This window comes from Roseovarius sp. THAF27 (genome assembly GCF_009363655.1).
Taxonomy (GTDB): Bacteria; Pseudomonadota; Alphaproteobacteria; order Rhodobacterales; family Rhodobacteraceae; genus Roseovarius.
The window spans coordinates 867154-891609 of sequence record NZ_CP045393.1; the positions used below are offsets into that span (position 1 = coordinate 867154).

The window sequence follows — 24456 nt, forward strand, 5'->3', positions numbered from 1 at the left end:
GAGCACTTTATCTTCGCCACATCCGTAAAACCTCAATTCGAAGTGCCCACGGCACCCAATCGCCAGCCCGGGGGGCGGTCTGGCGATCGCGCGGCGGCGCGGCAGGGCCGCGCCTCTGTTCCGCGCGGTGCAGCTACCCTTTCGCAAAAAGAGGGGAGCCCGAAAGCCCCCCTCATCACTCGTTACGAACTCAACAACAGAACTCGTTACGCAAGTCTTGGCTTAGCGCGCCTGTGCGATGGCCAGCGCGGTGAAGCCGCCCATGCCCAGATCGGCTTCCATCATGGCTTCACCGGTTTCCAGGTTGATGGTGTAGAAGCCGGCCGTCTCGGCGCCTTCCATCTGCAGGATGGCATAGGCCATGTCTTCGCCCTCGGACGGCGACATGATGTCGAAGCCGCCCCAGTCGCTCAGGTCCACGGCTTCGCCGTCGACGGTGACTTCGGCGATGGTTTCCAGCGTGCCTTCGTTATTGGCCAGGCTGACCAGCGAGTCCGTTTCCGCGTCCAGCGCGTATTGGAACGTGCTGCCGGCGGTCTCGCCGTTGATCGCGTTGGTATAGGCGTTGGCATAGATCATCGGGTCGGCGCCGGCATTGGCGTCGCCTTCGGCATAGGCCAGGTCAGTGACGCGCACGACCTTGCCGGCCTTGTCCTCGGCGCTGAAATCCTTGGGGAAATAGACCAGGTTGTCTTCTTCCGAGGAGACGGCGCGGACGGCGTCGATCTTGTTGTTGAAGTCGAACGCGACCTTCGAGCCGTCGGCGACCATGGCGTCGTCGTTGAACGCCGCTTCGAGATCGGTCATCTCACCGCTCGCGGGGTCGATGGTGACGACCATGCCGTTCTTGAAGCCAAGCAGTTCGCCGGTGACGGGGCGCCATGCGATGGCGTCCAGTGCTTCGCTGAGGTCCATGGTCTGCACATCGGTGGGCGATGTGATGTCGGCCATGGACACAAGCGTCATGCCGTCATTGGCAAGCGCGAAACCCATGTCGGCGCTATCGCTCTGCGCGAAGGCGGCGCCCCCCAGCATCGACAGGGCGGAAACGGCGGTGATGGTACGAGTATACATTGTATTCCTCTCTCTTTTTCAGCTTACGCAACCAGCCTCCCTGGCCGGCGCTTGACCGAAGATACGGAGGGTGATCGAGAGAAGTTTCAGCGCGCTCGGATTTTTTTTCGTCGTTACACGCTAGCTGTTTCATGCAGAGGTGTTGGCGATCCTGTTGAAGCGCATGGTAAGGCTGTGTAGCGTTGGGAAACTCACAATGGAGAGCCGCATCATGTCATTCCGCGCCTTTATGACCGCCACGCTGGCCGTGTTCAGCCTGTCAGGCAGCGTCATCGCGGCCCCCGACACCGTGCCGCTGACCGGCGATATCACGCTGGGCGGCGGCGGGTTCAGCACCGGCGGCGGCGTCACCGTGGCGGTCGAGCCGCGCCGGGCCACCGATGGGCAGTTGGCGCTCTGCGGTGTCTGGGCGCAAAGCGAGCGGCTGACAGCCTATGTGCGCCCGCATGTGCGCGACCTTCTGGCACCCGGATCGCTGGCCGTGGACGGGCAGGCGGTGCTGCATGACCTCCGGGTGTTCAACGAGGTTGCGCCTGCCGAAAGCTATGTCGGCGCCCCGGCCACTTGCATGGGCACCGGTCTGCCGTATCGCGATGGTGTCCGCGTCAAAATCCGCATTCCGCGCCGCGCCGTGGTGCGTGAACGCGACAGCGACGGCATCGGGGCCGAGATCTGGTTCATGCCGGCGACGGGCGAAAACCTGGCGCTGACCTCGGGGTCGATCCTGCCGGCGCGGTGGACGCGGTTCACATCGCCGGGCGACCAGTACGACACCACGCGCCCCGAAGAGAACCCGCCGCAGGACTGAGCGTCGCGTCCGTGTCATCCCGATTGAAAAACCCCGGACGATGGGGCAATATCGTGACCATTGAAGGTTAACGAAACGGTGCGGCAAAGACGGGGCAAACCCGCGATCCCGCCGGCACCACGAGGACAGAGCAGGACAGTCCCGATGAAAAAGGTATTGATGACCCTTATGGCTGTCGGCCTTGCCGGCTGCGGCCAGCCCGATCGCTTCGACGGGCGCAGCGGTTCGGTCAGCCGCGCCGCGCCCATGGCGTCGGGTCCGATCTCGAACGCCTGCATGGCGTCCGACCGCAAGGCGCGGTCGCGGGCGCTGTGCGGCTGTATCCAGGCGGCGGCGGACCAGACGCTGAACCCCTCCGACCAGCGCCGCGCGGCGGCGTTCTATCGCGACCCGCACAAGGCGCAGGAAATCCGCCAGTCGGACCGGGGCCGGGACGAGTCGTTCTGGAAGGCCTATCGCGCCTATGGTGAGCGGGCCGAGCGGCTTTGCCGATGAGCGGCCTGTTCGACTTTCTGACCGAGCTTCCGCCCTATGACGACAACGAAACCACGATCTATCGGCTGAACCAGCGGCACAAGCTGATCATCGACCCGTTCGGCCCGCAGATCGAAGGGGCCCGCGTTCTGGACATCGCCGCCCATGACGGGCGGTGGTCCTACGCGCTGGCCGCCGCCGGCGCGGCCGAGGTCGTGGGGGTCGAGGCGCGGCCCGAGCTGGTGGCAAGGTTCGACGCCTTCCCCGAGACCGACTTCAAGCCGCGCGTGAGCCTGACCTGCGGCGACCTGTTCGACGATCTCGAGGCGCGGGGCGCGGCGGGCGAGCGGTTCGACGTGGTGGCGCTCTACGGCATCTTCTACCACGTGATGGACCACTTCCGCCTGTTGTCGCTCATTCGTGCACTGGAACCGGGGCTGGTCATGATCGACAGCGAGTTCATCGTGCAGGACAACGCCATGATCCAGGTCCTGAAGGAAGACGTGTCGAACCCGCTCAATGCCGTGACCGAGGTGGAGGGGCGCAGCCACACGGTCGTCGGCGTGCCGTCCCGCAGGGCCACCGAGTTCATGGCCGAGGCGCTGAACCTTGACTGTGTCTGGATCGACCACGACCTGATCCTGGGCGAGGACCGTCGGGGTATGCACGACTATTTCCGCGACGGGCGCAAGGTGCGGCATGTCTGCGCGCTGAGCCCGGCAGGCCGGGGCTGACCGGCGCCACGGGGGCCGCGAAAATGCGCATTTTCGCCGCCATTATCCGCGCGGAAAATGGGCCCGCTCACGCCTTCAGCCGATAGCCTTTGCGGAAAAGTGCCCAGGCCAGGAGCGACACCGCCAGCGTCGAGCCCAGCACGATCGCCGCGCCCAGCGGCACGCTGCTGTCCGAGACGCCGATCATGCCGTAGCGGCCCCCGTCCATCAGGTAGAACACCGGGTTCACGTGGCTGATCGTGTAAAGCGCGCCGGGCAGCGCCTCGACCGAGTAGAACGTGCCCGAAAGGAACGCGAGCGGCGTGACGATGAAGTTGGTGATCGCCGCCATCTGGTCGAACTTCTGCGCAAAGATCCCCGCGACCATGCCAAGCGCCCCCAGAAACGCGGCACCCAGCGTCACGAAGCCCAGCCAGATCAAAGGATGCGCCGGCACGATCCCCAGGAACAGCGCCAGCCCCACCGCGATGGCCAGCGCCACCAGAACGCCGCGCGCGACGGCCCCGGCCAGGTAGCCCAGCACCAGCTCGGCCGGTGACAGGGGCGGCATCAGCGTGTCGACGATGTTGCCCTGCACCTTGGAAATCACGATGGACGACGAGGTGTTGGCGAAACTGTTCTGGATCACCGTCATCATCAGGATGCCGGGCGCGATGAAGGTGGTGAAATCCACGCCCATCACGTCGCCCCGGCGCTCTCCGATGGCGATGGAAAAGATCACCAGGAACAGCCCCGCCGTCGCCAGCGGCGCCATCAGGGTCTGGGTCCAGACGGCAAGAAACCGCTGGGTTTCGCGCTTGGCGAGCGTCGCCAGCCCAAGCCAGTTGACCCGCCCGAAGCGGCGGCTGCCCATTTCGTGGAATTCCTGCATCTCGGCCTCGATTGTCGTCTTGCGGTGCCTTGTAACTCAACGCCCAGTGATTAGAATAGGGCAACTTGCAAAAAGACCACGCCCCGGGGAAACCCGGCGGCGTGATGAACCAATGAAAGGTGGCTCATGTCCTGGAGTGACGAGCGCGTCGAACTGCTGAAGAAAATGTGGAGCGAGGGCCAGTCGGCCAGCCAGATCGCCAAGGAACTGGGCGGCGTGACCCGCAACGCGGTGATCGGCAAGGTGCACCGCCTTGGCCTGTCGAACCGCAGCGGCTCGGGCAATGGCGCCGCCGCGTCCGAGACACCGGCCAAGGCCAAGCCCGCCGCCAAGGCGAAACCGGCTGCCAAGGCCAAGCCTTCCGCGCCCAAGCCCGAGGCGAAAAAGCCCGAACCCAAGGAAGAGCCCGCGCCCACCGCCGCGGCAAGCCGCGTCAAGGCGATCATCCCGGCGGGCCAGCCCCTGCCGCCGCAACCTTCGGCGAACGAGATCGACCCCGCCGCGCTGGCCAAGGTCAGCGAGATCGAGAAGAAGGCGAAGAAGCTGTCGCTGATGGAATTGACCGAGCGGACCTGCAAGTGGCCCGTGGGCGATCCGGCGACGGATGATTTCTGGTTCTGCGGTCTGCCGGTGAAAGCCGGCAAGCCCTATTGCGAGGCCCATGTCGGCGTCGCGTTCCAGCCCATGAGCTCGCGTCGCGACCGCAAGCGGTAGGATCAGTCGGTCTCTGACAGCCACCGGGGCCGCAGCACCATGACGGTGGGCTGCCCCGGCAGCGTATCGAGCGAAACCGTCAGCGCACTGTCCTCGGTGCGCACCACTGCAAACTCCTCCTCCATCGCCGCCAGGAAGGCCTGAAGCGTGCCGTCGCCGAACCAGTGCATCGGTATGACGATGGACGACCGCAGGCGCTCGACCGTCTCGATCATCCGGGGCAGCGGCAGAGTATAACCTCCGTCGACAGGCGCCAGCAGCACATCAACCCGCCCCAGGGCCGCGAACTGCTCGTCGGTGGGCATGTGGTGCAGGTGGCCCAGGTGTCCGATGCACAGGCCGGCCGTTTCGAACACGAAGATCGAGTTGCCCTCGGGCTCGGCTGGCGCGCCATAGCGCGGGCGGATATCGGTCGAGACGTTGCGGATCACCATGTCACCCAGATCGAGATAATGGTCGATCCCCGCGCCATGCTCTTCGCCCCAGCCCGGCAGAACGTTGGGAATGCCCGGGTCGGGGAAGGGCGTCCAGTGGGTCTCATGGGCGTGGTTCATCGTCACCACGTCGGGCAGGAAATCCACGTTGCCGATGAAGCCGGTGAAATCGGTGACCGCGCTGGTGCCGGAATGGGCCTGTATCAGGAAAGAGGCGTGGGCGATGTAGTGGATGCGCACGCGATCCTGCGGGACCGGGTCGCGAAAGCTGGCCTTCTGAACGTACTCGATCCCGGGGGCTGATTGCGCAATGGACAGGCAGTGACTGGGCTTGCGCTCGGCCTCCTGAGCAAAGGCAGGGGTGGCGAGAGCGGCGAAGAGCAGGGCAACTCGAAGCATCGGCGGTACCTCCTGGCGAGAAGTGTAGCGCATGGGGCGGGAAAGTCAGCTTTGCGTCGGTGGCGAAGCTGCACGGTGTGGTGCAATGCCTGTTTGAGCAGCATATCGGTGCCGCGTTGTCCGTCGCGCCGCGCCCACGAGCGGGAGATCCCGGATCAAGTCCGGGATGACGTCGCGAAAAGACGCGCCGTCAGCGCAGTATCTCGAACCCGTCCTGATCGGGTGCTTCGGCGGGCTCCGGCTCCACCCGCGCGACCTTTGCCGCCGGCGGGCCCTTTTCCATCGCACGCAGCATGTCCGCCACGGCCTCTTCCGGCCCCGACAGAACGGCGCGGACCGACCCGTCCGCCTCGTTGCGAACCCAGCCGCGCAGACCGCGCGACCGCGCCTCCTCCTGCGTCCAGGCGCGGTAATTCACGCCCTGCACCTTGCCGGTCACCAGAACGCCGGTCAGTGTCGTTTCGTTATGCATGGTCGCCTCCTGTTCTGGGGAAGGATATAGGGCGTTTCGCGTCGTTGTCCCGCGTGCTCAAGCCACCTTGACCACCCCCCAATTCCCCTACATACCAACCGCATGACACCGCTTTCGCATATCCGCAATTTCTCCATCGTGGCGCATATCGACCACGGCAAATCGACGCTGGCCGACAGGCTGATCCAGGCCACCGATACGGTGCCGGACCGCGACATGAAGGAACAGCTTCTGGACGCGATGGATATCGAGCGCGAGCGCGGCATCACCATCAAGGCAAACACCGTGCGCATCGAGTATACCGCGCTCGATGGCGAGGATTACGTGCTGAACCTGATCGACACGCCCGGCCATGTCGATTTCGCCTACGAGGTCTCGCGCTCCATGCGCGCCGTCGAGGGCTCGCTGCTGGTTGTGGATTCCACCCAAGGGGTCGAGGCGCAGACCCTGGCCAACGTCTACCAGGCGATCGACGCCGACCACGAGATCGTCCCGGTCTTCAACAAGATCGACCTGCCCGCCTCGGATATCAGCCGCGTGGCCGAACAGGTCGAGGACGTGATCGGCATCGACGCGTCGGGCGCCATCCCTGTGTCGGCCAAGACGGGCGAGGGCATCCGCGAGGTGTTGGAGGCCATTGTCAAACTTCTGCCGCCGCCCAAGGGCACGCGCGACGCGCCGCTGAAGGCGATGCTGGTCGACAGCAAGTACGACCAGTACCTGGGCGTCATCTGTATAATACGGATCATCGACGGAGTTCTGAAAAAGGGCGACCGTATCCGCATGATGAAAACCGGCGGCACCTATGACGTGGACGATATCGGCGTCTACCGGCCGTCGATGAAACCGGTCAAGGAGCTGGGCCCGGGCGAGATCGGCTATCTCAACGCCTCGATCAAGCAGGTCCGCGACACCCGCGTGGGCGACACCATAACGCTGGAAAAGAACCAGACGCCCGAGCCGCTGCCCGGCTTCAACCCGTCGCAGCCGGTGGTCTTCTGCGGGCTCTTCCCGGTGGACTCGGCCGAGTTCGAGGATCTGCGCGACGCCATCGAGAAACTCGCGCTCAACGACGCGTCGTTCAGCTACGAGATGGAAAGCTCCACCGCGCTGGGCTTCGGCTTCCGCTGCGGCTTCCTGGGCTTGTTGCACCTCGAAGTCGTCCGCGACCGGATCGAGCGGGAATACGATATCGAGCTGATCACCACCGCGCCCTCGGTGATCTACCACGTCTACATGAAGGACGGCACGCAGATCGACCTGCACAACCCCGCCGACATGCCCGACCCGTCGACCGTGGCCCACGTGGAAGAGCCGCGCATCAAGGCGACGATCCTGGTGCCGGACGAATTCCTGGGCGACGTGCTGAAACTCTGCCAGGACCGGCGGGGCATCCAGATGGACCTGACCTATGCCGGCAGCCGCGCGATGGCGGTCTATGACCTGCCGCTGAACGAGGTGGTGTTCGACTTCTACGACCGGCTGAAATCGGTGACGCGGGGCTATGCGTCGTTCGACTACCAGCTGGAAGGCTACCGCGAGGACAACCTGGTGAAGATGTCCGTGCTGGTGAATGACGAGCCGGTGGACGCGCTCAGCATGATGGTCCACCGCGACCGGGCCGAGATGCGCGGCCGGGCGATGTGCGAAAAGCTCAAGGACCTGATCCCGCGCCACATGTTCAAGATCCCGATCCAGGCCGCCATCGGCGGCAAGGTGATCGCCCGCGAGACGCTGTCGGCGCTGCGCAAGGACGTGACCGCCAAGTGCTATGGCGGCGACGCCAGCCGGAAGCGCAAGCTTTTGGACAAGCAGAAGGCGGGGAAAAAGAAGATGCGCCAGTTCGGGAAGGTGGATATCCCGCAGGAGGCGTTCATTAGCGCATTGAAAATGGACAACTGATGTTGTCCATTTTTTTTGCGAGGGGGCGAAAGCGATTGGCGTAGGGTGGGTGAAAACCCACGCGGCGCGACGTTCCTTGGCGCGTGGGTTTTCACCCACCCTACGCGGCGGCGCGGATATCTCGATGTATCGTCGAATAGGGCCAGTCTTCGGGGCGCTCGACCAAACCGTGTTTCACTGGGTTGAAGTGGCAATAGTTCACATGCGCGACAAAGTCCGCGTCATCGCGGATCGCGTGTTCCCAGAAACGCCGCTGCCAGATCCCCTTTTCTCCTTTGCGTCGCCTGCTGTCGTTGATGCATCCGGTCGTTTCCGAATGACGCGAGAACAACGCTTTGATCTTTTTCCACCGTGTCGAGAAATCGGCGTCTTCGGGCGGCAGCGTCCAGACCGCGTGGATGTGATCCGGTAGAACGACCATGGCGTCGCAATGCAAAGGGTGCTGGGCCACGACCGAAGCATAGACCGACCGCAGAAGGTCGATTTCATCGGTCAGCGTCGCCGCCGACCTGTCGGCAAGCGTGACCGTGAAGAAATACTTTCCGCCGGGAACGTACAGGCGTCGGTATCTGGGCATGTGCCCACAGTCCCAAGCCAAGGTTAAGAAACCGTGTAGGGTGGGTGAAAACCCACGCATGGTCAAGCGTCGCGGCGCGTGGGTTTTCACCCACCCTACGGCTTGGACAATGAAGGCCGGGCGTCGCCGCCCGGCCATTTCCCTTGGCTCCGCCCGTTCGCGCCTCAAACCGTCCCCCGGGCGGTTTGCCGGGCGTTACCGCCCGGACCGGCGCTCACCCCCTAGGCGCGTTGGCCATCGCCGACCGCACTTCCTTTGCCAGGGCGATCGGGTTGTCCACCAGCCTCGGGTCGCGGCAGATATAGTTCGCGATGCTGGTCGCTTCCTGCGGGCTGTAGCCGGCCTCGACCAGCGAGTCGACGAAGTTCGGGTTCGCCTTGTCCCAGATCACTTCGGTCCACGGGCCGCGATAGCAGCTGACGAGAATGTAGGTATCGGCCTTGGCAGTATCGGCCATCACGAGAAATGCCGCGGCAGCGGCGCACAAAGTTGTTTTGAACATGGGTCCCCACCCTGGTGATATGTCAGGCCAGCATAGCACGTGAGTCGCGCTTCTCTGAGTCAATTTTAAGAAAAAGGTTAATTTGCAACCGCAGAATCCGGCCGGGCAGGCCCGCTCTCTTCTGGATTGCGGTTATCCCGCGGCAAAGGTGCCGAAACACTTGGCTTTCGGGATTTATCCACAGGTATTTCCAGCGCGATATCAACAGGTTATCCCCAAGAATTTTTCATGCCGCAGTGCTTTTTTCTTGCCCGGAGGAGGTTTCGGGTGTGTCATTTGAATGACTGCACCGGGTCGCTGACCTGACGCAGCGCCGCAAAGGCCCCTCGGGACCGGCGCGGGCGGAACCGGGGGTCGCACGACCTTATCGACCGCTCAAGCCAGTTCAGGCCGATGCTCGGGGATGCCCGCGCCTTTCGGGGCCGGGGTGACCCGCGTATCGCCGGGTCGATGCAAACGGGCAGGGGCCTGTCCCTTGTTCGTGGCCAAGAGGCCTTCGGGCCTTGAGGCGGTCATGCCCGGCGACGGGTGTGGAACGGTGCCGTTGCCCTCGGGCGGCGGGATCGCCGATGGTCTCCACGAGGCCGGAGGCAAAGCTGGGCCGGATGCCCCTCGGGGTGATCGGTTCGGCAAAGGCGTCAGGATGCGGGGTGAAACCTGCGATGCAAAGACCGCGTCTGAGCACCTGGCGCCTTTACTCCCGGCTTGCCGCGACAGACTGCGTGTCAGTTTCTCGCGGAATGCCGGTTTCCGATGCGCCGAATGGCAGTAGGTCGGAACGCGAACGGGGTCCGTGGCCATTGGCCGCCGGACCCCGCTGTCAGTGATGCTACCGCGTCTAACACCTGTGTCTTTGCGATATAGCGTGGTGTGGCGCCGGTCAACCAGATCTGGCGTCATGGATGACAGATTTCACCATATCTTCGCAAATCGGCCACAGCCCGCGCGCGGCAGGCGCCTGTGATCCAGATCAAGGCACTGCCCGGCGCGGCGCGCTATGCAGGACAGGCGCAACAATCCCACTCGGAGACCCGCCATGATCTGGTTGATGGTTATCTTGCACGTATTCATCGGATCCACCCTCGCAGGCTCGTTCGTCATCGCCGCCCTGGCGATGGGTCACGACACGTTGGCCCCCATCCTGATCTCTGCCGCGGCGGGGTTCGCGGTGGCCTTCCCGGTGTCCTGGGTCGTGGCGAAACAGCTCTACCGCGCACGCTGACGCCGGGGAATTGGCACCGACGCAATGCCACCCGGATACCGACGCTATACCGACGTCGTGTTTTCCAGCCATCCGCGCACGGCGGATTCGAACTCGCGCGGCCGCTCGGCATGCAGCCAGTGGCCCGCGTCCTTGATCTTGACGAAACTCGCGTCGGGGAAAAGCGCCTTGATACGCGGGCGGTACTCCCGCGCGACATAGTCGGAGTCTGCGCCGGACAGGAACAGCGTCTTGCTGTCGAACCGGCTGCCCAGGTCGGGAAAGCCGAGGATCTTCGGCATCTCGGCCTCGAGAGTATCGAGGTTGAGCCGCCATTTTTTCCCTTTCACGTCAAGCGATTGCGTGAAGAAGGGAATGAGCGCCGGGTCGTCGACGGCATCCTTCAGCTGTGCCTCTGCGTCCGATCGCTTGGTGATCGCCGAAAGATCCACGCGGCGCATCGCGGCGATATATTGCAGCTGGCTGTGGCCATAGCCGACCGGCGCGATGTCCGCCACGATCAGCCGGTTCACCAAATCGGGCCGGGTCAGCGCCAGCACCATCGACGCCTTGCCCCCCATGGAGTGCCCCAGCACGTCGATCGCACCGCCGGTTTCGGCCTCGATCACCTCGGCAAGGTCGGCGGCCATGTCCTCGTAGGAATGCGTGGAAAACCAAGGGCTTGTGCCATGATTGCGCATGTCGACGGCCATGACCGGCCCACGGTCAGACAGGCGCTTGGCGATGACTCCCCAGTTGCGGCCCGAGCCATAAAGCCCGTGAGCGATGAGAAGTGGCGGTGCATTGCCGCCCGAGGCGTGATGAATGACATTCAGCATGGATCAAGCCAATACACGCCATTGCTCCCGCAATCAATTGCACCTAGTGTGCGCCGCCAAGGGGTGCACTAAGTGATTGATCGCAAACAATTTGACGCGCGGCGCGAGGCGCTGGAAAAGCAGCTTCACGAAAAGCTGGGGCTCAGGGGCAAAACCCTGTCTGCGCGGCTGCGTCGGGCCGGGCGGCTGTTGCCCAAGCGGCTTCGAGCGGAGGGGCGGTATCTGGTGGACGCGGAGCGAAAACTGTCGCATCCGCGCCTGGCGACACAGGTTGATGAAGCGCGTGTGGAGAAAGCCTTCGAAGCCATTGAGACGCACCTGAAAGCCATCGACCCGGCGGACCGGCGGCGGGGACGGCTGATCCACTGGCTGGCCGGGCTGGTGTTCAACCTGTTGATCCTGGCCGCGATTGTTCTGGTCGCGCTGCGCTGGCAAGGCGTCATTTAAAAACCCGCGCAAGCAATGGCTTACGCGGGTTTCAGGATCGGTCAGACCGAAATCAGAGGTTCGGGTAAAGCGGGAAGCGGGCGCAGAGATCCGCGACCTCTGCCTTGACCTCGGCCTCGGCGTCGCTGTTGCCATCCTCACCATTGGCCGCAAGCCCGTCGACGACCTCGACGATCCAGTCGGCGATCTGGCGGAATTCGGTTTCGCCGAAACCACGGGTCGTGCCGGCGGGCGAGCCGAGGCGGATGCCGCTGGTGACGGTGGGTTTCTCGGGATCGAAAGGCACGCCGTTCTTGTTGCAGGTAATATGCGCACGGCCCAGCGATTTCTCGGTCGCGTTGCCCTTGACGCCCTTGGGCCGCAGGTCGACCAGCAGGACGTGGGTGTCGGTGCCGTGGGTCACGGTGTCGAGCCCGCCCTTGATCAACTGGTCGCTCATCGCTTGCGCGTTGGTGATGACCTGCTGGATGTAGGACTTGAACTCGGGCCGCAGCGCCTCGCCGAAGGCGACAGCCTTGGCGGCGATCACGTGCATCAGGGGACCGCCCTGGATGCCGGGGAAGATGGCCGAGTTGAACTTTTTCGCCAGGGCCTCGTCATTGGTGAGGATCATGCCGCCGCGCGGACCGCGCAGGGTCTTGTGCGTGGTGGTCGTGGCGACATGCGCATGAGGGAAGGGCGAAGGATGCAGGCCCGCGGCCACCAGGCCGGCGAAGTGGGCCATGTCCACGTGCAGGTAGGCGCCGACCATGTCGGCAATCTCGCGCATGCGGGCAAAGTCGATCCGGCGCGGCACGGCCGAACCGCCGGCGATCAGCAGCTTGGGCTGGTGTTCCTTGGCCAACGCCTCGACCTGGTCGTAGTCGATCAGGTTGTCTTCCTTGCGCACGCCGTATTGCACGGCGTTGAACCACTTGCCCGACTGGTTGGGGGCGGCGCCGTGGGTCAGGTGACCGCCGGCGTCCAGGCTCATGCCCAGGATGGTGTCGCCGGGTTGCAGCAGGGCGGTGAACACGCCCTGGTTGGCCTGGCTGCCGGAGTTGGGCTGCACGTTGGCAAAGCCGCAGTCGAAGAGCTTGCAGGCGCGCTCGATGGCCAGGTTCTCGGCGATGTCGACGAACTGGCAGCCGCCATAGTAGCGCCGGCCGGCATAGCCTTCGGCGTATTTGTTGGTCATCACGCTGCCTTGCGCTTCCATCACGGCGGCAGAGACGATGTTTTCCGATGCAATCAGTTCGATCTCGTCGCGTTGGCGACCAAGCTCTTTCTTGACGGCCTCGGCGATATCGGGGTCGCGAGACGCCAGCGATTCCGTGAAAAAGCCTTCTGAAACAAAATCTTGATTTCCGTCATGCGCCATTGTTGGTGTCCTCCACATTGCGAGCCAAGCGATTTCGTATCGGAAACACCGTCTTTTTGAAAGGCGGTAATGCGACACATGTCGCCCGCGAACCGGCATCGCTGGTACGAAGGCGCGAATTATGCTTCGATCAACATCCAGAACAAATCAAGGTAGCCAAAATGGGCAATCCGCAGAAAATCGCCTTTGTCGCCAGCCGCGTGTCCGTCGCGCAGACCGCGCGGGACAGGCTGGCCAAGCGGTTCGAGCATGTCGAGCCCGAGGACGCCGATGTGATCGTGGCGCTTGGTGGCGACGGGTTCATGCTTGAGACGCTGCACGATGTCCAGAAGCTGGGCAAGCCGGTCTACGGGATGAATCGCGGCACGGTGGGCTTCCTGATGAACGAATACAGCGAATCGGACCTGCTGGAGAGGCTGGACGAGGCCGAGGAGGAGGTTATCAATCCGCTGTTCATGTCGGCCACCGACAAGGACGGGCAAACGCACGAGGCGCTGGCGATCAACGAGGTGTCGCTGTTGCGGGCGGGGCCGCAAGCGGCCAAGCTGCGGATCACGGTGGATGGGCGGTTGCGGCTGGAAGAGCTGATCTGCGACGGGTGCCTGCTGGCCACGCCCGCCGGGTCGACGGCCTATAATTACAGCGCGCACGGGCCGATCCTGCCCATTGGCTCGGATGTGCTGGCGCTGACGGCGGTGGCGGCGTTCCGGCCCCGGCGGTGGCGCGGGGCGCTGTTGCCGATGAACGCGCAGGTGCGGTTCGATGTGCTGGACCCCGGCAAGCGGCCGGTGATGGCGGATGCGGACAGCGGCTCGATCCCGGATGTCCTGTCGGTCGAGGTGCGGTCCGATCCGACCATTCAGCACCGGATATTGTTCGATCCAGGGCACGGGCTGGAAGAGCGGCTGCTGCGGGAGCAGTTCAGCTAAGCCCTACTTCGCCAGGCCGAGGGTTTGCAGCGCGTCGCGGATCTCGTCCAGGATGGCCGGATCGTCGATGGTCGCGGGCATCTTGAAGTCCTGGCTGTCGGCGATCTTGACCATGGTAGCGCGCAGGATCTTGCCCGAGCGGGTCTTGGGCAGGCGGTCCACGACCACGGCCAGCTTGAAGGCGGCGACGGGGCCGATCTGGTCGCGCACCAGCTTGACGCATTCGGCGGTGATTTCCTCGTGTGGGCGGTCGACGCCTTTGGTCAGGCAGACGAAGCCGACGGGCAGTTGCCCCTTGAGTTCGTCGCTGACGCCGATCACCGCGCATTCGGCCACGTCGGGATGGCTGGCCAGCACTTCTTCCATGCCGCCGGTGGACAGGCGGTGGCCCGCGACGTTGATCACGTCATCGGTGCGCGCCATGATCCAGACATAGCCGTCTTCGTCGACCATCCCGGCATCGCCGGTCTCGTAATAGCCGGGGAAATGGTCGAGATAGCTTTTGCGAAAGCGGTCCTCGGCATTCCAGAGCGTGGGCAGGGTGCCGGGGGGCAGGGGCAGCTTGATCGCGATGGCGCCCAGCGTGCCGGAGGTTACCGGGTGGCCGCCATCGTCGAGGATCTGGATGTCGTAGCCGGGCATCGCCACGGTCGGCGAGCCGATCTTGACCGGCAGCGCCTCGATCCCCGCGGGCATACCGGCGATGGTCCAGCCGGTTTCGGTTTGCCACCAGTGGTCATAGACCGGCTTCCCGGTCATCTTTTGCGTCCACTCGATGGTGTCGGGATCGGCACGTTCGCCCGCGAGGTAGATCGCATTGAGATTTGAAAGATCGTATTTCTTCAGGTACTCGCCATGCGGGTCCTCGCGCTTGACGGCGCGGAAGGCCGTGGGCGCGGTGAAGAAGGACTTCACCTTGTGCTGTTCGATCACGCGCCAGAACGTGCCCGCGTCCGGTGTGCCTACGGGCTTGCCCTCGAAGACGATGGTGGTGTTGCCGTGAACCAGCGGGGCGTAGCAGATATAGCTGTGGCCCACGACCCAGCCGACGTCGGACGCGGCCCAGAAGACGTCGCCGGGATCGACGTTGTAGATGTTCTTCATGCTCCAGTTCAGCGCCACCAGGTGACCGCCCGTGGCGCGGACGACGCCCTTGGGCGCGCCGGTGGTGCCGGAGGTATAGAGGATATAGGCGGGGTGATTGCCCTCGACCGGCACGCAGTCTGCGGGTTCGGTGCCTTTCTGGAAATCGTGCCAGTCGACGTCGCGGCCCTCGGTGAGGGTGGCTGTCTCCTGTTCCCTCTGAAAGATCACGCAGAAATCGGGCTTGTGCGTGGCTTGATCCACCGCGCCGTCGAGCAGGGGCTTGTAGTGGACAACGCGGCCCGGTTCCAGCCCGCAGGAGGCGGCGATGATGCATTTGGGCGTCGCGTCGTCGATCCGCACGGCCAGTTCATGCGCCGCGAAGCCGCCGAAAACGACCGAGTGGATCGCCCCGATCCGGGCGCAGGCCAGCATCGCCTCGAGCGCCTCGGGGACCATGGGCATGTAGATGATGACGCGGTCGCCCTTTTCGACGCCCCTGGCCCGGAGGGCGCCCGCGAGGCTGGCAACCCGGTCCTTCAGTTCCGCATAGGTGATCCGGGTAATACTGTCCGTGATCGGGCTGTCATGGATGATCGCCACCTGCTCGCCGCGACCCGCCGCGACATGGCGGTCGACAGCGTTGAAACAGCCGTTCACCTTGCCGTCGCTGTACCATTCATAGTGGGGGGCCTCGGCGTCAAAAAGCGCCTTGGTGGGCTTTTCGTCCCAGTCGATGGCCTCGGCGGCCTGCATCCAGAAGCCTTCGGGATCTTTCTTCCAGCTTTCGTAGACGTCCTTGTATGCCATTGTATCCCCTCCACGGTCCTCGCGCTTCGTTTACGCCAGGGCAATGCGCCAGAACAAGAGCGTCCGGGCGGCCCGTGGCACAATACCGCAAGCCGCCGGGGGAAGGGAATATCCCAGCTGCGTCAGCCGTAATGGGCCACCGGGGTGCCGGCGATGGCGGCCATGTTGAGTAATCCGCGCGCCGTGATCGAAGGCGTCACGATATGCGCCCGGTTCCCCATCCCCATCAGGATCGGCCCGACTTCCAGCCCGCCGGCCTTCATTTTCAGGATGTTGCGCACGCCCGAGGCGGTGTCACCGTTGGAGAAGAGCAGCACGTTGGCGGCGCCCTCCATGCGATTGTCCGGCAGGAGACGCTGGCGCAGGTCGGGATCGAGCGCGGCATCGAGGTTCATCTCGCCCTCGTAGCAGAAGTTGCGCGGCTCGCGGTCGAGGATCTGAAGCGCCTCGCGCAGGCGGTTGCCGGAATCGCTGCCCTGGTTGCCGAATTGGGATTGCGAGCAGAAAGCGACGCTGGGCACGAGGCCGAACCGCTTGACGTGGCGGGCCGCGCCGATGGCGGTTTCTGCCAGTTCCTCGGGCGTGGGCCGGATGCGCACATGGGTGTCGGCGATGAACAGCGGGCCGTCCTCGAGGATCATCATCGACAGTGCGCCGTGCGGGTGATGCTCGGCGTCGCCCAGAACCTGGTTCACGTAATTCAGGTGCCAGCGGTACTCGCCGAACGTGCCGCAGATGAGCGAATCCGCTTCCTCGCGGTAGACCATGATCGCGCCGATCGCGGTGGTATTGGTGCGCATGATCGCCTTGGCGAGGTCGGGCGTGACACCGCGGCGTTTCATGATGTCATGATAGGTGGCCCAATAGTCGCGATACCGGTGGTCTCGTTCCGGGTTCACGATGCTGAAGTCCTTGTCGGGGCGGATTTCCAGACCGATGCGCTCGCACCGGGCGGCGATCACGTCTGGGCGGCCGATCAGGATTGGCAGCTCGGTCGTTTCCTCCAGGATCGCCTGGGCCGCGCGCAGCACGCGCTCGTCCTCGCCCTCGGCAAAAACGATCCGGCGTGCGGCGGTGGCCGCCGCCTCGAAGACCGGGCGCATCAGCAGGGCTGACTTGAAGACCGACGCCTGAAGATTGGCCGCGTAGGCGTTCAGATCCTCGATGGGACGCGCAGCAACGCCCGACTCCATCGCGGCCTTGGCCACGGCGGTGGGCACAACGCTGGACAGGCGCGGATCGAAGGGTTTCGGGATCAGGTACTCGGGGCCGAAATTCATCGGCTCGCCCTGGTAGGCGGCGGCGGCCTCGGCCGACGTAGTGGCGCGGGCCAGCTCGGCGATGGCCTCGACGCAGGCAATCTGCATGGCGTCGTTGATGTCCGTCGCGCCCACGTCGAGCGCGCCACGGAAGATGAACGGGAAACAAAGCACGTTGTTGACCTGGTTCGGAAAGTCGCTGCGCCCCGTGGCGATGATTGCCTTGGGGGCGACCTTGCGCACCTCGTCGGGCATGATTTCCGGCATCGGGTTGGCCAGAGCCAGGATGATCGGGCGCTCCGACATCCGGGCGACATGTTCGGGCTTCAGCACGCCCGCGCCGGAGAGACCGAGGAAAAGGTCAGCGCCATCGACCACGTCGTCAAGCGTGCGCAGGTCGGTCTTTTGCGCAAAGGCGGCCTTTTGCGGGTTCATATCCTCGGCGCGACCCTCGTAGACAAGGCCGTGGATATCGCAGAGCCAGACATTTTCGCGCTTTACGCCCAGCTTCAGCAGCAGGTTGAGGCAGGCGATGCCTGCGGCCCCGCCGCCGGTCGAGACGATCTTGATGTCCTCGAAGGATTTGCCGGCGACATGCAGCGCGTTCGTGGCCGCGGCGCCGACGACGATGGCGGTGCCGTGCTGGTCGTCGTGGAAAACGGGGATGTTCATGCGTTCGCGGCAGATCTTCTCGACGATGAAACAGTCGGGCGCCTTGATATCCTCGAGGTTGATTGCGCCGAAGGTGGGTTCCAGCGCGCAGACGATCTCGGCCAGTTTCTCGGGATCCTGCTCGTTCAGCTCGATGTCGAAACAGTCGATGTTGGCGAATTTCTTGAACAGGACCGCCTTGCCCTCCATCACCGGCTTGGCGGCCAGCGCGCCGATATTGCCAAGGCCCAGAACGGCGGTGCCGTTGGTGACCACGGCGACCTGGTTGGCGCGGCTGGTGTAGCGGCTGGCGTCGGCAGGGTTGGCCTTGATCTCGAGGCAGGCTTCGGCGACGCCGGGCGAGTAGGCGCGGGCGAGGTCACGACCGTTGGCCAAGGGTTTCGTCGCCCGGATCTCGAGTTTGCCGGGCTTGGGAAACTCGTGATAGGTCAGTGCCGCCTGGCGCAGGGTTTCGTTCGCGTTGTCAGCCATGAGGTCCCTCTGCGAAAATTAGTTTAAGGCTAAACTATATTGGATTTGGTGGATGTGCCACCCCTGATCGTGCCGGGTCACAGTTAGCTTGCATATCGAAGCGTGGCGACGCAATCTTTAAACGGCGACGACATTGGCAGGAAGCCGGGAGGCGGGATGAGTTTGCTGGAAGAGGCGCAGCGCGTTCGGGACAATGCCTATGCGCCCTATTCGGGCTTCAAGGTCGGCGCGGCTCTGAAAACAACGTCCGGTCGCGTCTTTACCGGCTGCAATGTCGAAAACGTGGCCTATCCCGAAGGCACCTGCGCCGAAGCCGGGGCCATCGCGGCGATGGTCGCGGCGGGCGAGGCCCGCATTGCCGAGATCGTGGTCATCGCCGACAGCCCCGAGCCGGTGACGCCCTGTGGCGGATGCCGGCAGAAACTGGCGGAATTCGGCGACGGCGACATGCCGGTCACGATGGCCACGCTGGGCGGTGCCACGGTCACGCGGACCCTGAAAGAGCTGTTGCCCGGGGCCTTTGCAACGCATCACATGGTCAACGGCTGACCGTTGGAGACGCGCAGTGTCATAGCGGCGATACGCGATGGGAACGCGGTGTCCGACGCGGCCCTCGGGGGCTTCGTGAAGGGGCTGGCCGATGGCGGAGTGAGCGACGCGCAGGCCGGGGCCTTTGCCATGGCGGTCTTGCTGAAGTCGCTTGCGCCCGAAAGCCGCCGCGCCCTGACGCTGTCGATGCGCGACAGCGGACGGATCCTGCGCTGGTCCACCGACCGGCCCATTCTGGACAAGCACTCGACCGGCGGGATCGGCGATTGCATCAGCCTCGTCCTTGCGCCGGCGCTGTCGGCCTGCGGCGCCGCGGTGCCGATGATTTCCGGCCGCGGGCTGGGGCATACGGGAGGGACCCTGGACAAGCTTGAAGCCATCCCGGGTGTCAGCACCGAGCTGGAGACGGCGCGGTTGCAGAAAATCGTTCAGGAGGTCGGTGTCGTGATCGCCGCGGCCAGTGCGGATATCGCGCCTGCGGACCGACGGCTTTACGCGGTGCGGGATGTCTCGGCCACCGTCGAAAGCATCGATCTGATCACCGCCTCGATCCTGTCCAAGAAACTGGCGGCGGGGCTGACCGGGCTGGTGCTGGACGTCAAGCAGGGCTCGGGCGCCTTCATGAAGGATCTGCAAGCGGCCCGCGCCCTGGCCACGTCGCTGGTGGAAACGGCGAACGCGGCGGGCTGCCGGTGCAGCGCGCTTGTCACCGACATGGATCAACCTTTGGCGGCCTCGGCGGGCAATGCGCTGGAAGTGGCCGAAGCCATGCGCGTGCTGACCGGCAAGGCCGAAGGGCGCCTGGAGAAACTGACCTGCTATCTGGGGGGCGAAGCGCTGTACCAGGGCGGGCTGTGCGACACCGCGGCGGACGGGGCGCGGCAGATCCTGCAGGTGCTGAGAAACGGGCAGGCGGCAGAGGTGTTCGGCCGGATGCTGCGGGCCTTGGGCGGACCGACGCAATTCGTCGACAGCTGGGCGCGGTTCTTGCCGGAGGCCACGATCATCCGGGAAGTCCCGGCGCAGGCCGCCGGCTTTGTCGCGAGCATCGATGGCACCGCGCTGGGCCGCGCGGTCATCGCTCTGGGCGGCGGTCGGCAGGTAGAGACGGACCGAATCGACCCTGCGGTGGGCCTTTCGGATATTCTGCCGCTGGGGGCCGAGGTCGCGCCGGGGCAGCCCTTGATGCGCATACATGCCAGCCGCACGGGCCATGCCGACGCCGCCGAGGCCATCGTGCGCGACGCCATTGATATCGAAGCCGCTGCGCCGGCGGAGAAACCGCTTGTGATCGAGCGCGTCGGGCCATGAGTCGCGCGTTCCTGGTGGTGATGGATTCCGTCGGCATAGGCGGTGCCCCGGATGCGGACAGGTTCTTCAACGGGGCGGTGCCCGATACCGGGGCGAATACAGTGGCGCATATCGCGCAGGCGAGGCCAGGCGGCCTGCATCTGCCCAACCTGGACCGATTGGGCCTGGGCGCGGCGGTGAGGCTGGCCTCTGGTGAAGATGCGCCGGGCCTGGGTGCGGCACCCGAGGGGCTATGGGGGGCGGCAGAGGCATCCTCGCCGGGCAAGGACACGCCGACCGGGCATTGGGAGTTGGCCGGGCTGCCCGTGCCGTTCGCGTGGCACGTCTTTCCCAAGACCGTGCCGGCCTTTCCCGAAACGTTGACAGACGCGGTAAAGGCCGCCTGCGGGGTCGAGGGGATACTCGGGAATTGTCATGCCTCGGGCACCGAGATCCTTCAGGCGCTGGGGGCCGAGCACATGCGCACGGGCTGGCCCATCTGCTATACCTCCATCGACAGCGTTTTCCAGATCGCCGCACACGAAGAGCGCTTCGGGCTGAAACGCCTGCTTGCGCTGTGCCGGACCCTTGCGCCGCTCTTGCACGAGATGGGCGTGGGCCGCGTGATCGCGCGGCCGTTCGTGGGGTCCGAAGCCGACGGGTTCGAGCGCACCACCAACCGCAAGGATTTCGCAATGCCGCCGCCCCGGCCGACGCTGTGCGATTGGGCCAGCCAGGATGGGCGCAATGTGCATGCCATCGGCAAGATCGGCGATATCTTTTCCATGCAGGGGATCGACGATGTCGTCACCGGAAGTGACGCGGCATTGATGAGCGCCTTGCAAAAGGCCGTGCGCGAGGCGGACGACGGCAGCCTGACATTCGCCAATTTCGTGGAGTTCGACAGCAAGTACGGCCATCGGCGCGATGTCGAGGGATACGCGCAGGCGCTGGAGCGGTTCGACGCGGGCATTGGTGCGTGTCTTGTCGCGATGCGGCCCGCGGACCTGATGCTGATCACCGCCGATCATGGCAACGATCCGACATGGCCCGGCACCGATCACACCCGCGAACGCGTGCCGGTCCTCGCGGCGGGCGTCGGCGCGCACAAGGCGGGCCTGGTCGATTTCGTCGATGTGGCGGCCAGCGTCGCGGCCCATCTGGGGCTGAGGCAGCACGGGCCGGGGCGGTCGTTCCTGCCTTGAGCTCTGCGTTGCCCTTTGCCGGTTTTTCTGGAAATAACGGGTCAGCCCTGACCAGCCCTGCCAAACGGAGCCGAAATGCAAGATCATCTGACCGTCGTCACCCATCCGCTGGTGCAGCATAAACTGACGCTGATGCGGGACAAGCACACGCCCACGGCCGTGTTTCGCCAGCTGCTGCGGGAGATCAGCCAACTACTGGCGTATGAGGTCACGCGTGAGTTGAAGATGACCACCCAGACCATCGAGACACCGCTGCAGGAAATGGACGCGCCGGTCCTTGCGGGGCGCAAGCTGGCGCTGATCTCCATCCTGCGGGCGGGCAACGGCCTGCTGGACGGGATGCTGGAACTGATCCCCTCGGCGCGGGTCGGATTTGTCGGGCTTTACCGGGACGAAGACACGCTGAAGCCCGTGAAGTACTATTTCAAGGTGCCGGAGCAACTCGGCAAGCGGCTGACGATCCTGGTGGACCCGATGCTGGCCACCGGCAATTCCTCTGCCGCGGCGGTCGACATGGTGAAGGAAGCGGGCGCCACGGATATCCGGTTTCTCTGCCTGCTGGCCGCACCCGAAGGCGTGGCCCGGATGAAGCAGGCGCATCCCGATGTCCCGATCATGACGGCGGCCCTTGACGAGCGGCTGAATGACATCGGGTATATCCTGCCGGGGCTAGGTGATGCGGGCGACCGCATGTTCGGCACCAAATAGGCTAAAGACTGTTTACTCACGAACAATAATCAGGCAATCTTGCTCCAGCTGTCTTGGGGGCAAAATGAGACTGACGCGTGTTCTGGCGATAGCTGCAATCGCCACCACTGTCGCGCACGGCGGAGCCGTGGCACAGAGTGATTCCGGTGCGAGAGTTCCGGCGGAGTTTCCGCCAGAAAGCTATACCGGGCGGCAATATGTGGACAGCCGCGGATGCGTTTTCATCCGCGCGGGAATCGACGGGCAGACCACGTGGGTGCCGCGCGTCACACGCGGGCGGAAGGTGATCTGCGGGTTCAAACCCTCGACGACAACCGCCACGGCGTCGGCCGCTCCGGCCGCGAGGCCACAAGCCGCGCAACAGCCCGAAGTCATCACGGTGCCGCAGCAGGCGACCGCCGCGGCGAAACCGGCACAGACGCCGAAACGCACGACCACGGCCGGTGCGAAAACGACCACTAAGAAAATTGTCACACGCAAAGTGCCGTCCACCCAACCGGCCGCCAGCTCGACCGCGTCCGCGGTTTCGCCCAAGGTGGTCAAGGTGACGCCCCAGGCGGCCGCGGCTCCGAAGCCCGCACCGAAGCGAGTCACGAAGACCGAGCGGGTAGTACGCAATCAGCCTGCATGTCAGGGCGCCAGCGCGGTGTCGCAACGCTACTTGCAGAAAAAGGGCAATCTTGCCGTACGCTGCGGGCCGCAAACCTCGCCCCACGCGAACGTCATTTCCGGCGGCTCCGGAAGCGGTACTGCAATCCGTGTGACAAGCACGGCGCCCGCGCAGGTGATCCATACCGCGAGGAGCCATAGCCCTCAGGCGGCCCCTGTCGTTCGCTCCCCCGTCGTTCACTCCCCTGTCGTTCACGCGCAGGCCGTCCGCGTGGCCCCGAAGCACGTCTACGAGCGCCAGATCAGCAGCACCCGCGGCGTATTTGTTCCCGAAGGATATCAGCCCGTCTGGGAGGATGACCGGCTGAACCCGCAACGGGCGCACCAGACATTTGCCGGCAAAGCGCAGATGGAGGTGGCCTGGACCAAGACCGTGCCGCGCCGCCTGATCGACCGCTGGACGGGGCGCGAGGTGACGCACAAGTATCCCGGGCTTCAGTACCCCTACACAAGTTTTGAACAGCAGCGGGCCGCCGGTGTCATCGTCGCCACCCGCGGCGAGATGGTGCCGGATCCGATCACCGTCGTGCGCAGCCGTGACGGTCGTGTACGGTCGGTCAAGCGCACGCGCAACGTGACCAGTGACGCGCCGCGCGCCGAGGCGGTCAAGCCGACGATCTCGACCCGGTCGGCAGCACCGAAGCCCGCGGCCAAGGCGGCCAGCCACCGTTACGTGCAGGTCGGTATCTTCAGCAAGCCGGGCCTCGCCAGGAGTGCCGCACAGCGCCTTGCCAATGCAGGCTTGCCCGCGCGGATGGGCAAGACCACCCACAACGGCCAGTCGTATACGTCGGTCGTAGTCGGGCCATTCGGCACGCAGTCACAGCTTCAATCGGGGATGCAGGCGGTACGCCGCGCGGGATACCCGAACGCCTATTACCGCAAGTAACGCATTCTGCGGCCTCACCCGCCGCAGATGCCCTGAAGCCGCAGCCAGTCCGCGTCGCTGAGGATCGGGGGGGGCACTTCGGTCGCGAAGGGATCGGCCTCGATCAGGCCTAGGGTGCTTTCTCCGGTGACATCGACGGCATAGGCATAGGGCGTGGATCGCACGGACCAGGCCCGAAAGCCGTTCAGCATGGTTTCGTCCGGCAGCGGCGCCTGCGCACGGGTCAGCAGGTGCTGAGCGTAGTCGGCCAGAACCTCTTCGGGCAGTTCGCCGGTGGTCAGAAGGCGGATACTGTCCCAGGTGCCGGCGAATTGCAGCAGGTCGTCAATCGGGTCGTACAGGCTGGCCCGCAGGCGCTGCGCGACGATATAGCCCGCAAGCACGTCCGGTTCTTCGTAATCCTCGACGAGGCTGCGCCCCAGGAGGATCGTCTTGCCGGGCAGGGCGACGGCCCCTTTCACGCCGTTGCGCATCACGTCGAGCGTGCCGGGATCATCCTCTGCGGGCAACCGCCTGGCCAGTTCCGCAAGAGCGCCACGGCCCTCGGGCCCGTTGCAGGGCGGGCCGGTGACCCGTTCGATGTGACGCCGCAGGGATTGGCCGATATCCTCGCGCTTCACGTCGGGCAGGACCCGTGTGGCGTGCTCTCGTACCGCACCAGGGAGCCACAGGGTCGCCAGCGCCCCGACGGCCGCGAGACTTCCCAGGAAGATCACTAGGCGAAGGCGCCCCGGATGCGGTCGCGCGCGTTCGACGGCCGCGCGGAGCTTCTCGATGGCGTCGATCACCTCGACGGCATCGTCACCCAGTTCGAGCACCTCGCCGGGGTCGCCGTCGGGATGATAGAGAGCGGGGCGCTTGCCTGGGTTCACCCGCGATATCGCGGCGAGCGACCAGTGGGTCAACGGTTGTTCCCGGCGATCCAGGATCGTGAGCGTCGCGTCACCCAACGACACGTACACATCGACGCGCTGCGAGTCCGGGGAGGCCCGCCAAATGCCGGAAGCCTCCAGCCGTTCATATTCGCTCAGCGCCGTCATGTCGCGTGGGCCTGCTCTGCCTCGTTAACGCGGTTGGTCGAGCATATCACGGCGATACGCAAGCGGGCAATTGC

At 64.8% G+C, this 24456-nt stretch carries 25 protein-coding genes; 13 read left to right on the plus strand and 12 right to left on the minus strand.

The window, feature by feature from the left end; genetic code table 11:
• Positions 1-222 precede the first annotated feature (222 nt).
• Complete coding sequence (locus FIU89_RS04420) at positions 223-1074, minus strand: DUF4394 domain-containing protein (RefSeq protein ID WP_152491469.1); 852 nt, start codon at positions 1072-1074, stop codon at positions 223-225.
• 211 nt (positions 1075-1285) lie between these two features.
• Between FIU89_RS04420 and FIU89_RS04425 the strand changes: the two genes are divergently transcribed.
• The 3 genes from FIU89_RS04425 to FIU89_RS04435 all read left to right on the plus strand — a co-directional run bounded on the left by FIU89_RS04425 (position 1286) and on the right by FIU89_RS04435 (position 3090).
• Positions 1286-1882, plus strand: a complete 597-nt coding sequence (locus FIU89_RS04425) for a hypothetical protein (RefSeq protein ID WP_152491470.1) — start codon at positions 1286-1288, stop codon at positions 1880-1882.
• Between the two features lie 159 nt (positions 1883-2041).
• A complete protein-coding gene (locus tag FIU89_RS04430) occupies positions 2042-2377 on the plus strand; it encodes a hypothetical protein (RefSeq protein ID WP_254701790.1) in 336 nt (111 codons plus the stop codon).
• Entirely contained in the window at positions 2374-3090 is a 717-nt protein-coding gene (locus FIU89_RS04435; RefSeq protein WP_152491471.1) for a methyltransferase domain-containing protein, read from the plus strand. The genes FIU89_RS04430 and FIU89_RS04435 overlap by 4 nt, the downstream gene beginning before the upstream one ends.
• Before the next feature lie 67 nt (positions 3091-3157).
• Here the strand turns inward: FIU89_RS04435 and FIU89_RS04440 are convergent, their stop codons facing one another.
• The gene (locus FIU89_RS04440) at positions 3158-3961 is read right to left on the minus strand and encodes an ABC transporter permease (RefSeq protein WP_152491472.1); all 804 of its coding nucleotides are present in this window, start codon (positions 3959-3961) and stop codon (positions 3158-3160) included.
• 126 nt (positions 3962-4087) lie between these two features.
• Between FIU89_RS04440 and FIU89_RS04445 the strand changes: the two genes are divergently transcribed.
• Entirely contained in the window at positions 4088-4675 is a 588-nt protein-coding gene (locus FIU89_RS04445) for a GcrA family cell cycle regulator (RefSeq protein WP_152491473.1), read from the plus strand.
• 2 nt (positions 4676-4677) lie between these two features.
• Here the strand turns inward: FIU89_RS04445 and FIU89_RS04450 are convergent, their stop codons facing one another.
• Together FIU89_RS04450 and FIU89_RS04455 are read right to left on the minus strand one after the other, a co-directional pair.
• Positions 4678-5508, minus strand: a complete 831-nt coding sequence (locus FIU89_RS04450) for an MBL fold metallo-hydrolase (RefSeq protein WP_152491474.1) — start codon at positions 5506-5508, stop codon at positions 4678-4680.
• Between the two features lie 190 nt (positions 5509-5698).
• Entirely contained in the window at positions 5699-5980 is a 282-nt protein-coding gene (locus tag FIU89_RS04455) for an acylphosphatase (RefSeq protein WP_152491475.1), read from the minus strand.
• A gap of 102 nt (positions 5981-6082) precedes the next feature.
• Here FIU89_RS04455 and lepA point away from each other — a divergent pair, with 102 nt between their 5' ends.
• On the plus strand, positions 6083-7882 hold the full coding sequence (lepA, locus tag FIU89_RS04460; RefSeq protein ID WP_152491476.1) for a translation elongation factor 4: 1800 nt from the start codon (positions 6083-6085) through the stop codon (positions 7880-7882).
• Between the two features lie 100 nt (positions 7883-7982).
• Here the strand turns inward: lepA and FIU89_RS04465 are convergent, their stop codons facing one another.
• Both FIU89_RS04465 and FIU89_RS04470 read right to left on the minus strand, forming a co-directional pair.
• Positions 7983-8459: a transposase gene (locus FIU89_RS04465; protein WP_152491477.1), complete on the minus strand. Its 477-nt coding sequence runs from the start codon at positions 8457-8459 to the stop codon at positions 7983-7985.
• A 214-nt stretch (positions 8460-8673) separates the two neighbouring features.
• Entirely contained in the window at positions 8674-8961 is a 288-nt protein-coding gene (locus FIU89_RS04470; RefSeq protein ID WP_152491478.1) for a hypothetical protein, read from the minus strand.
• A 1036-nt stretch (positions 8962-9997) separates the two neighbouring features.
• Between FIU89_RS04470 and FIU89_RS04475 the strand changes: the two genes are divergently transcribed.
• Positions 9998-10183: a CTP synthetase gene (locus tag FIU89_RS04475; protein WP_152491479.1), complete on the plus strand. Its 186-nt coding sequence runs from the start codon at positions 9998-10000 to the stop codon at positions 10181-10183.
• Positions 10184-10227: 44 nt separating this feature from the next.
• Here the strand turns inward: FIU89_RS04475 and FIU89_RS04480 are convergent, their stop codons facing one another.
• Positions 10228-11001, minus strand: a complete 774-nt coding sequence (locus tag FIU89_RS04480) for an alpha/beta fold hydrolase (protein ID WP_152491480.1) — start codon at positions 10999-11001, stop codon at positions 10228-10230.
• 72 nt (positions 11002-11073) lie between these two features.
• Here FIU89_RS04480 and FIU89_RS04485 point away from each other — a divergent pair, with 72 nt between their 5' ends.
• Positions 11074-11448 carry a hypothetical protein gene (locus FIU89_RS04485; RefSeq protein WP_152491481.1) on the plus strand — a complete coding sequence of 125 codons (375 nt, stop codon included), beginning with the start codon at positions 11074-11076 and terminating at the stop codon, positions 11446-11448.
• A 52-nt stretch (positions 11449-11500) separates the two neighbouring features.
• Here the strand turns inward: FIU89_RS04485 and glyA are convergent, their stop codons facing one another.
• Entirely contained in the window at positions 11501-12808 is a 1308-nt protein-coding gene (gene glyA, locus FIU89_RS04490) for a serine hydroxymethyltransferase (RefSeq protein WP_152491482.1), read from the minus strand.
• 161 nt (positions 12809-12969) lie between these two features.
• Here glyA and FIU89_RS04495 point away from each other — a divergent pair, with 161 nt between their 5' ends.
• The gene (locus FIU89_RS04495) at positions 12970-13737 is read left to right on the plus strand and encodes an NAD kinase (RefSeq protein WP_152491483.1); all 768 of its coding nucleotides are present in this window, start codon (positions 12970-12972) and stop codon (positions 13735-13737) included.
• A gap of 3 nt (positions 13738-13740) precedes the next feature.
• Here FIU89_RS04495 and prpE read toward each other — a convergent pair whose 3' ends face one another.
• Together prpE and FIU89_RS04505 are read right to left on the minus strand one after the other, a co-directional pair.
• Entirely contained in the window at positions 13741-15630 is a 1890-nt protein-coding gene (gene prpE, locus FIU89_RS04500) for a propionate-CoA ligase PrpE (protein ID WP_152491484.1), read from the minus strand.
• 122 nt (positions 15631-15752) lie between these two features.
• The gene (locus FIU89_RS04505; RefSeq protein WP_152491485.1) at positions 15753-18032 is read right to left on the minus strand and encodes an NADP-dependent malic enzyme; all 2280 of its coding nucleotides are present in this window, start codon (positions 18030-18032) and stop codon (positions 15753-15755) included.
• A 156-nt stretch (positions 18033-18188) separates the two neighbouring features.
• Between FIU89_RS04505 and FIU89_RS04510 the strand changes: the two genes are divergently transcribed.
• The 4 genes from FIU89_RS04510 (at position 18189) to upp (ending at position 21784) form a co-directional block, all read left to right on the plus strand.
• Complete coding sequence (locus FIU89_RS04510; protein ID WP_152491486.1) at positions 18189-18581, plus strand: cytidine deaminase; 393 nt, start codon at positions 18189-18191, stop codon at positions 18579-18581.
• Between the two features lie 3 nt (positions 18582-18584).
• Complete coding sequence (locus FIU89_RS04515; RefSeq protein ID WP_152491487.1) at positions 18585-19892, plus strand: thymidine phosphorylase; 1308 nt, start codon at positions 18585-18587, stop codon at positions 19890-19892.
• Positions 19889-21076, plus strand: coding sequence for a phosphopentomutase (locus FIU89_RS04520; protein WP_152491488.1), 1188 nt, complete (start codon positions 19889-19891; stop codon positions 21074-21076). The genes FIU89_RS04515 and FIU89_RS04520 overlap by 4 nt, the downstream gene beginning before the upstream one ends.
• Positions 21077-21151: 75 nt before the next feature.
• On the plus strand, positions 21152-21784 hold the full coding sequence (upp, locus tag FIU89_RS04525; protein ID WP_152491489.1) for a uracil phosphoribosyltransferase: 633 nt from the start codon (positions 21152-21154) through the stop codon (positions 21782-21784).
• Between the two features lie 180 nt (positions 21785-21964).
• Here upp and FIU89_RS22540 read toward each other — a convergent pair whose 3' ends face one another.
• Complete coding sequence (locus FIU89_RS22540; protein WP_254701791.1) at positions 21965-22327, minus strand: hypothetical protein; 363 nt, start codon at positions 22325-22327, stop codon at positions 21965-21967.
• Positions 22328-22664: 337 nt separating this feature from the next.
• Between FIU89_RS22540 and FIU89_RS22545 the strand changes: the two genes are divergently transcribed.
• The gene (locus tag FIU89_RS22545) at positions 22665-23342 is read left to right on the plus strand and encodes an SPOR domain-containing protein (RefSeq protein WP_254701792.1); all 678 of its coding nucleotides are present in this window, start codon (positions 22665-22667) and stop codon (positions 23340-23342) included.
• A gap of 14 nt (positions 23343-23356) precedes the next feature.
• Here the strand turns inward: FIU89_RS22545 and FIU89_RS04535 are convergent, their stop codons facing one another.
• Positions 23357-24382, minus strand: coding sequence for a hypothetical protein (locus tag FIU89_RS04535; protein WP_152491491.1), 1026 nt, complete (start codon positions 24380-24382; stop codon positions 23357-23359).
• Between the last annotated feature and the right edge of the window lie 74 nt (positions 24383-24456).

Coding starts and splice junctions, on each gene's coding strand:
- FIU89_RS04420 (WP_152491469.1), bottom strand. CDS start 1,074: ATGTATACTCGTACCATCACCGCCGTTTCCGCCCTGTCGATGCTGGGG.
- FIU89_RS04425 (WP_152491470.1), top strand. CDS start 1,286: ATGTCATTCCGCGCCTTTATGACCGCCACGCTGGCCGTGTTCAGCCTG.
- FIU89_RS04430 (WP_254701790.1), top strand. CDS start 2,042: ATGACCCTTATGGCTGTCGGCCTTGCCGGCTGCGGCCAGCCCGATCGC.
- FIU89_RS04435 (WP_152491471.1), top strand. CDS start 2,374: ATGAGCGGCCTGTTCGACTTTCTGACCGAGCTTCCGCCCTATGACGAC.
- FIU89_RS04440 (WP_152491472.1), bottom strand. CDS start 3,961: ATGCAGGAATTCCACGAAATGGGCAGCCGCCGCTTCGGGCGGGTCAAC.
- FIU89_RS04445 (WP_152491473.1), top strand. CDS start 4,088: ATGTCCTGGAGTGACGAGCGCGTCGAACTGCTGAAGAAAATGTGGAGC.
- FIU89_RS04450 (WP_152491474.1), bottom strand. CDS start 5,508: ATGCTTCGAGTTGCCCTGCTCTTCGCCGCTCTCGCCACCCCTGCCTTT.
- FIU89_RS04455 (WP_152491475.1), bottom strand. CDS start 5,980: ATGCATAACGAAACGACACTGACCGGCGTTCTGGTGACCGGCAAGGTG.
- lepA (WP_152491476.1), top strand. CDS start 6,083: ATGACACCGCTTTCGCATATCCGCAATTTCTCCATCGTGGCGCATATC.
- FIU89_RS04465 (WP_152491477.1), bottom strand. CDS start 8,459: ATGCCCAGATACCGACGCCTGTACGTTCCCGGCGGAAAGTATTTCTTC.
- FIU89_RS04470 (WP_152491478.1), bottom strand. CDS start 8,961: ATGTTCAAAACAACTTTGTGCGCCGCTGCCGCGGCATTTCTCGTGATG.
- FIU89_RS04475 (WP_152491479.1), top strand. CDS start 9,998: ATGATCTGGTTGATGGTTATCTTGCACGTATTCATCGGATCCACCCTC.
- FIU89_RS04480 (WP_152491480.1), bottom strand. CDS start 11,001: ATGCTGAATGTCATTCATCACGCCTCGGGCGGCAATGCACCGCCACTT.
- glyA (WP_152491482.1), bottom strand. CDS start 12,808: ATGGCGCATGACGGAAATCAAGATTTTGTTTCAGAAGGCTTTTTCACG.
- FIU89_RS04495 (WP_152491483.1), top strand. CDS start 12,970: ATGGGCAATCCGCAGAAAATCGCCTTTGTCGCCAGCCGCGTGTCCGTC.
- prpE (WP_152491484.1), bottom strand. CDS start 15,630: ATGGCATACAAGGACGTCTACGAAAGCTGGAAGAAAGATCCCGAAGGC.
- FIU89_RS04505 (WP_152491485.1), bottom strand. CDS start 18,032: ATGGCTGACAACGCGAACGAAACCCTGCGCCAGGCGGCACTGACCTAT.
- FIU89_RS04510 (WP_152491486.1), top strand. CDS start 18,189: ATGAGTTTGCTGGAAGAGGCGCAGCGCGTTCGGGACAATGCCTATGCG.
- FIU89_RS04520 (WP_152491488.1), top strand. CDS start 19,889: ATGAGTCGCGCGTTCCTGGTGGTGATGGATTCCGTCGGCATAGGCGGT.
- upp (WP_152491489.1), top strand. CDS start 21,152: ATGCAAGATCATCTGACCGTCGTCACCCATCCGCTGGTGCAGCATAAA.
- FIU89_RS04535 (WP_152491491.1), bottom strand. CDS start 24,382: ATGACGGCGCTGAGCGAATATGAACGGCTGGAGGCTTCCGGCATTTGG.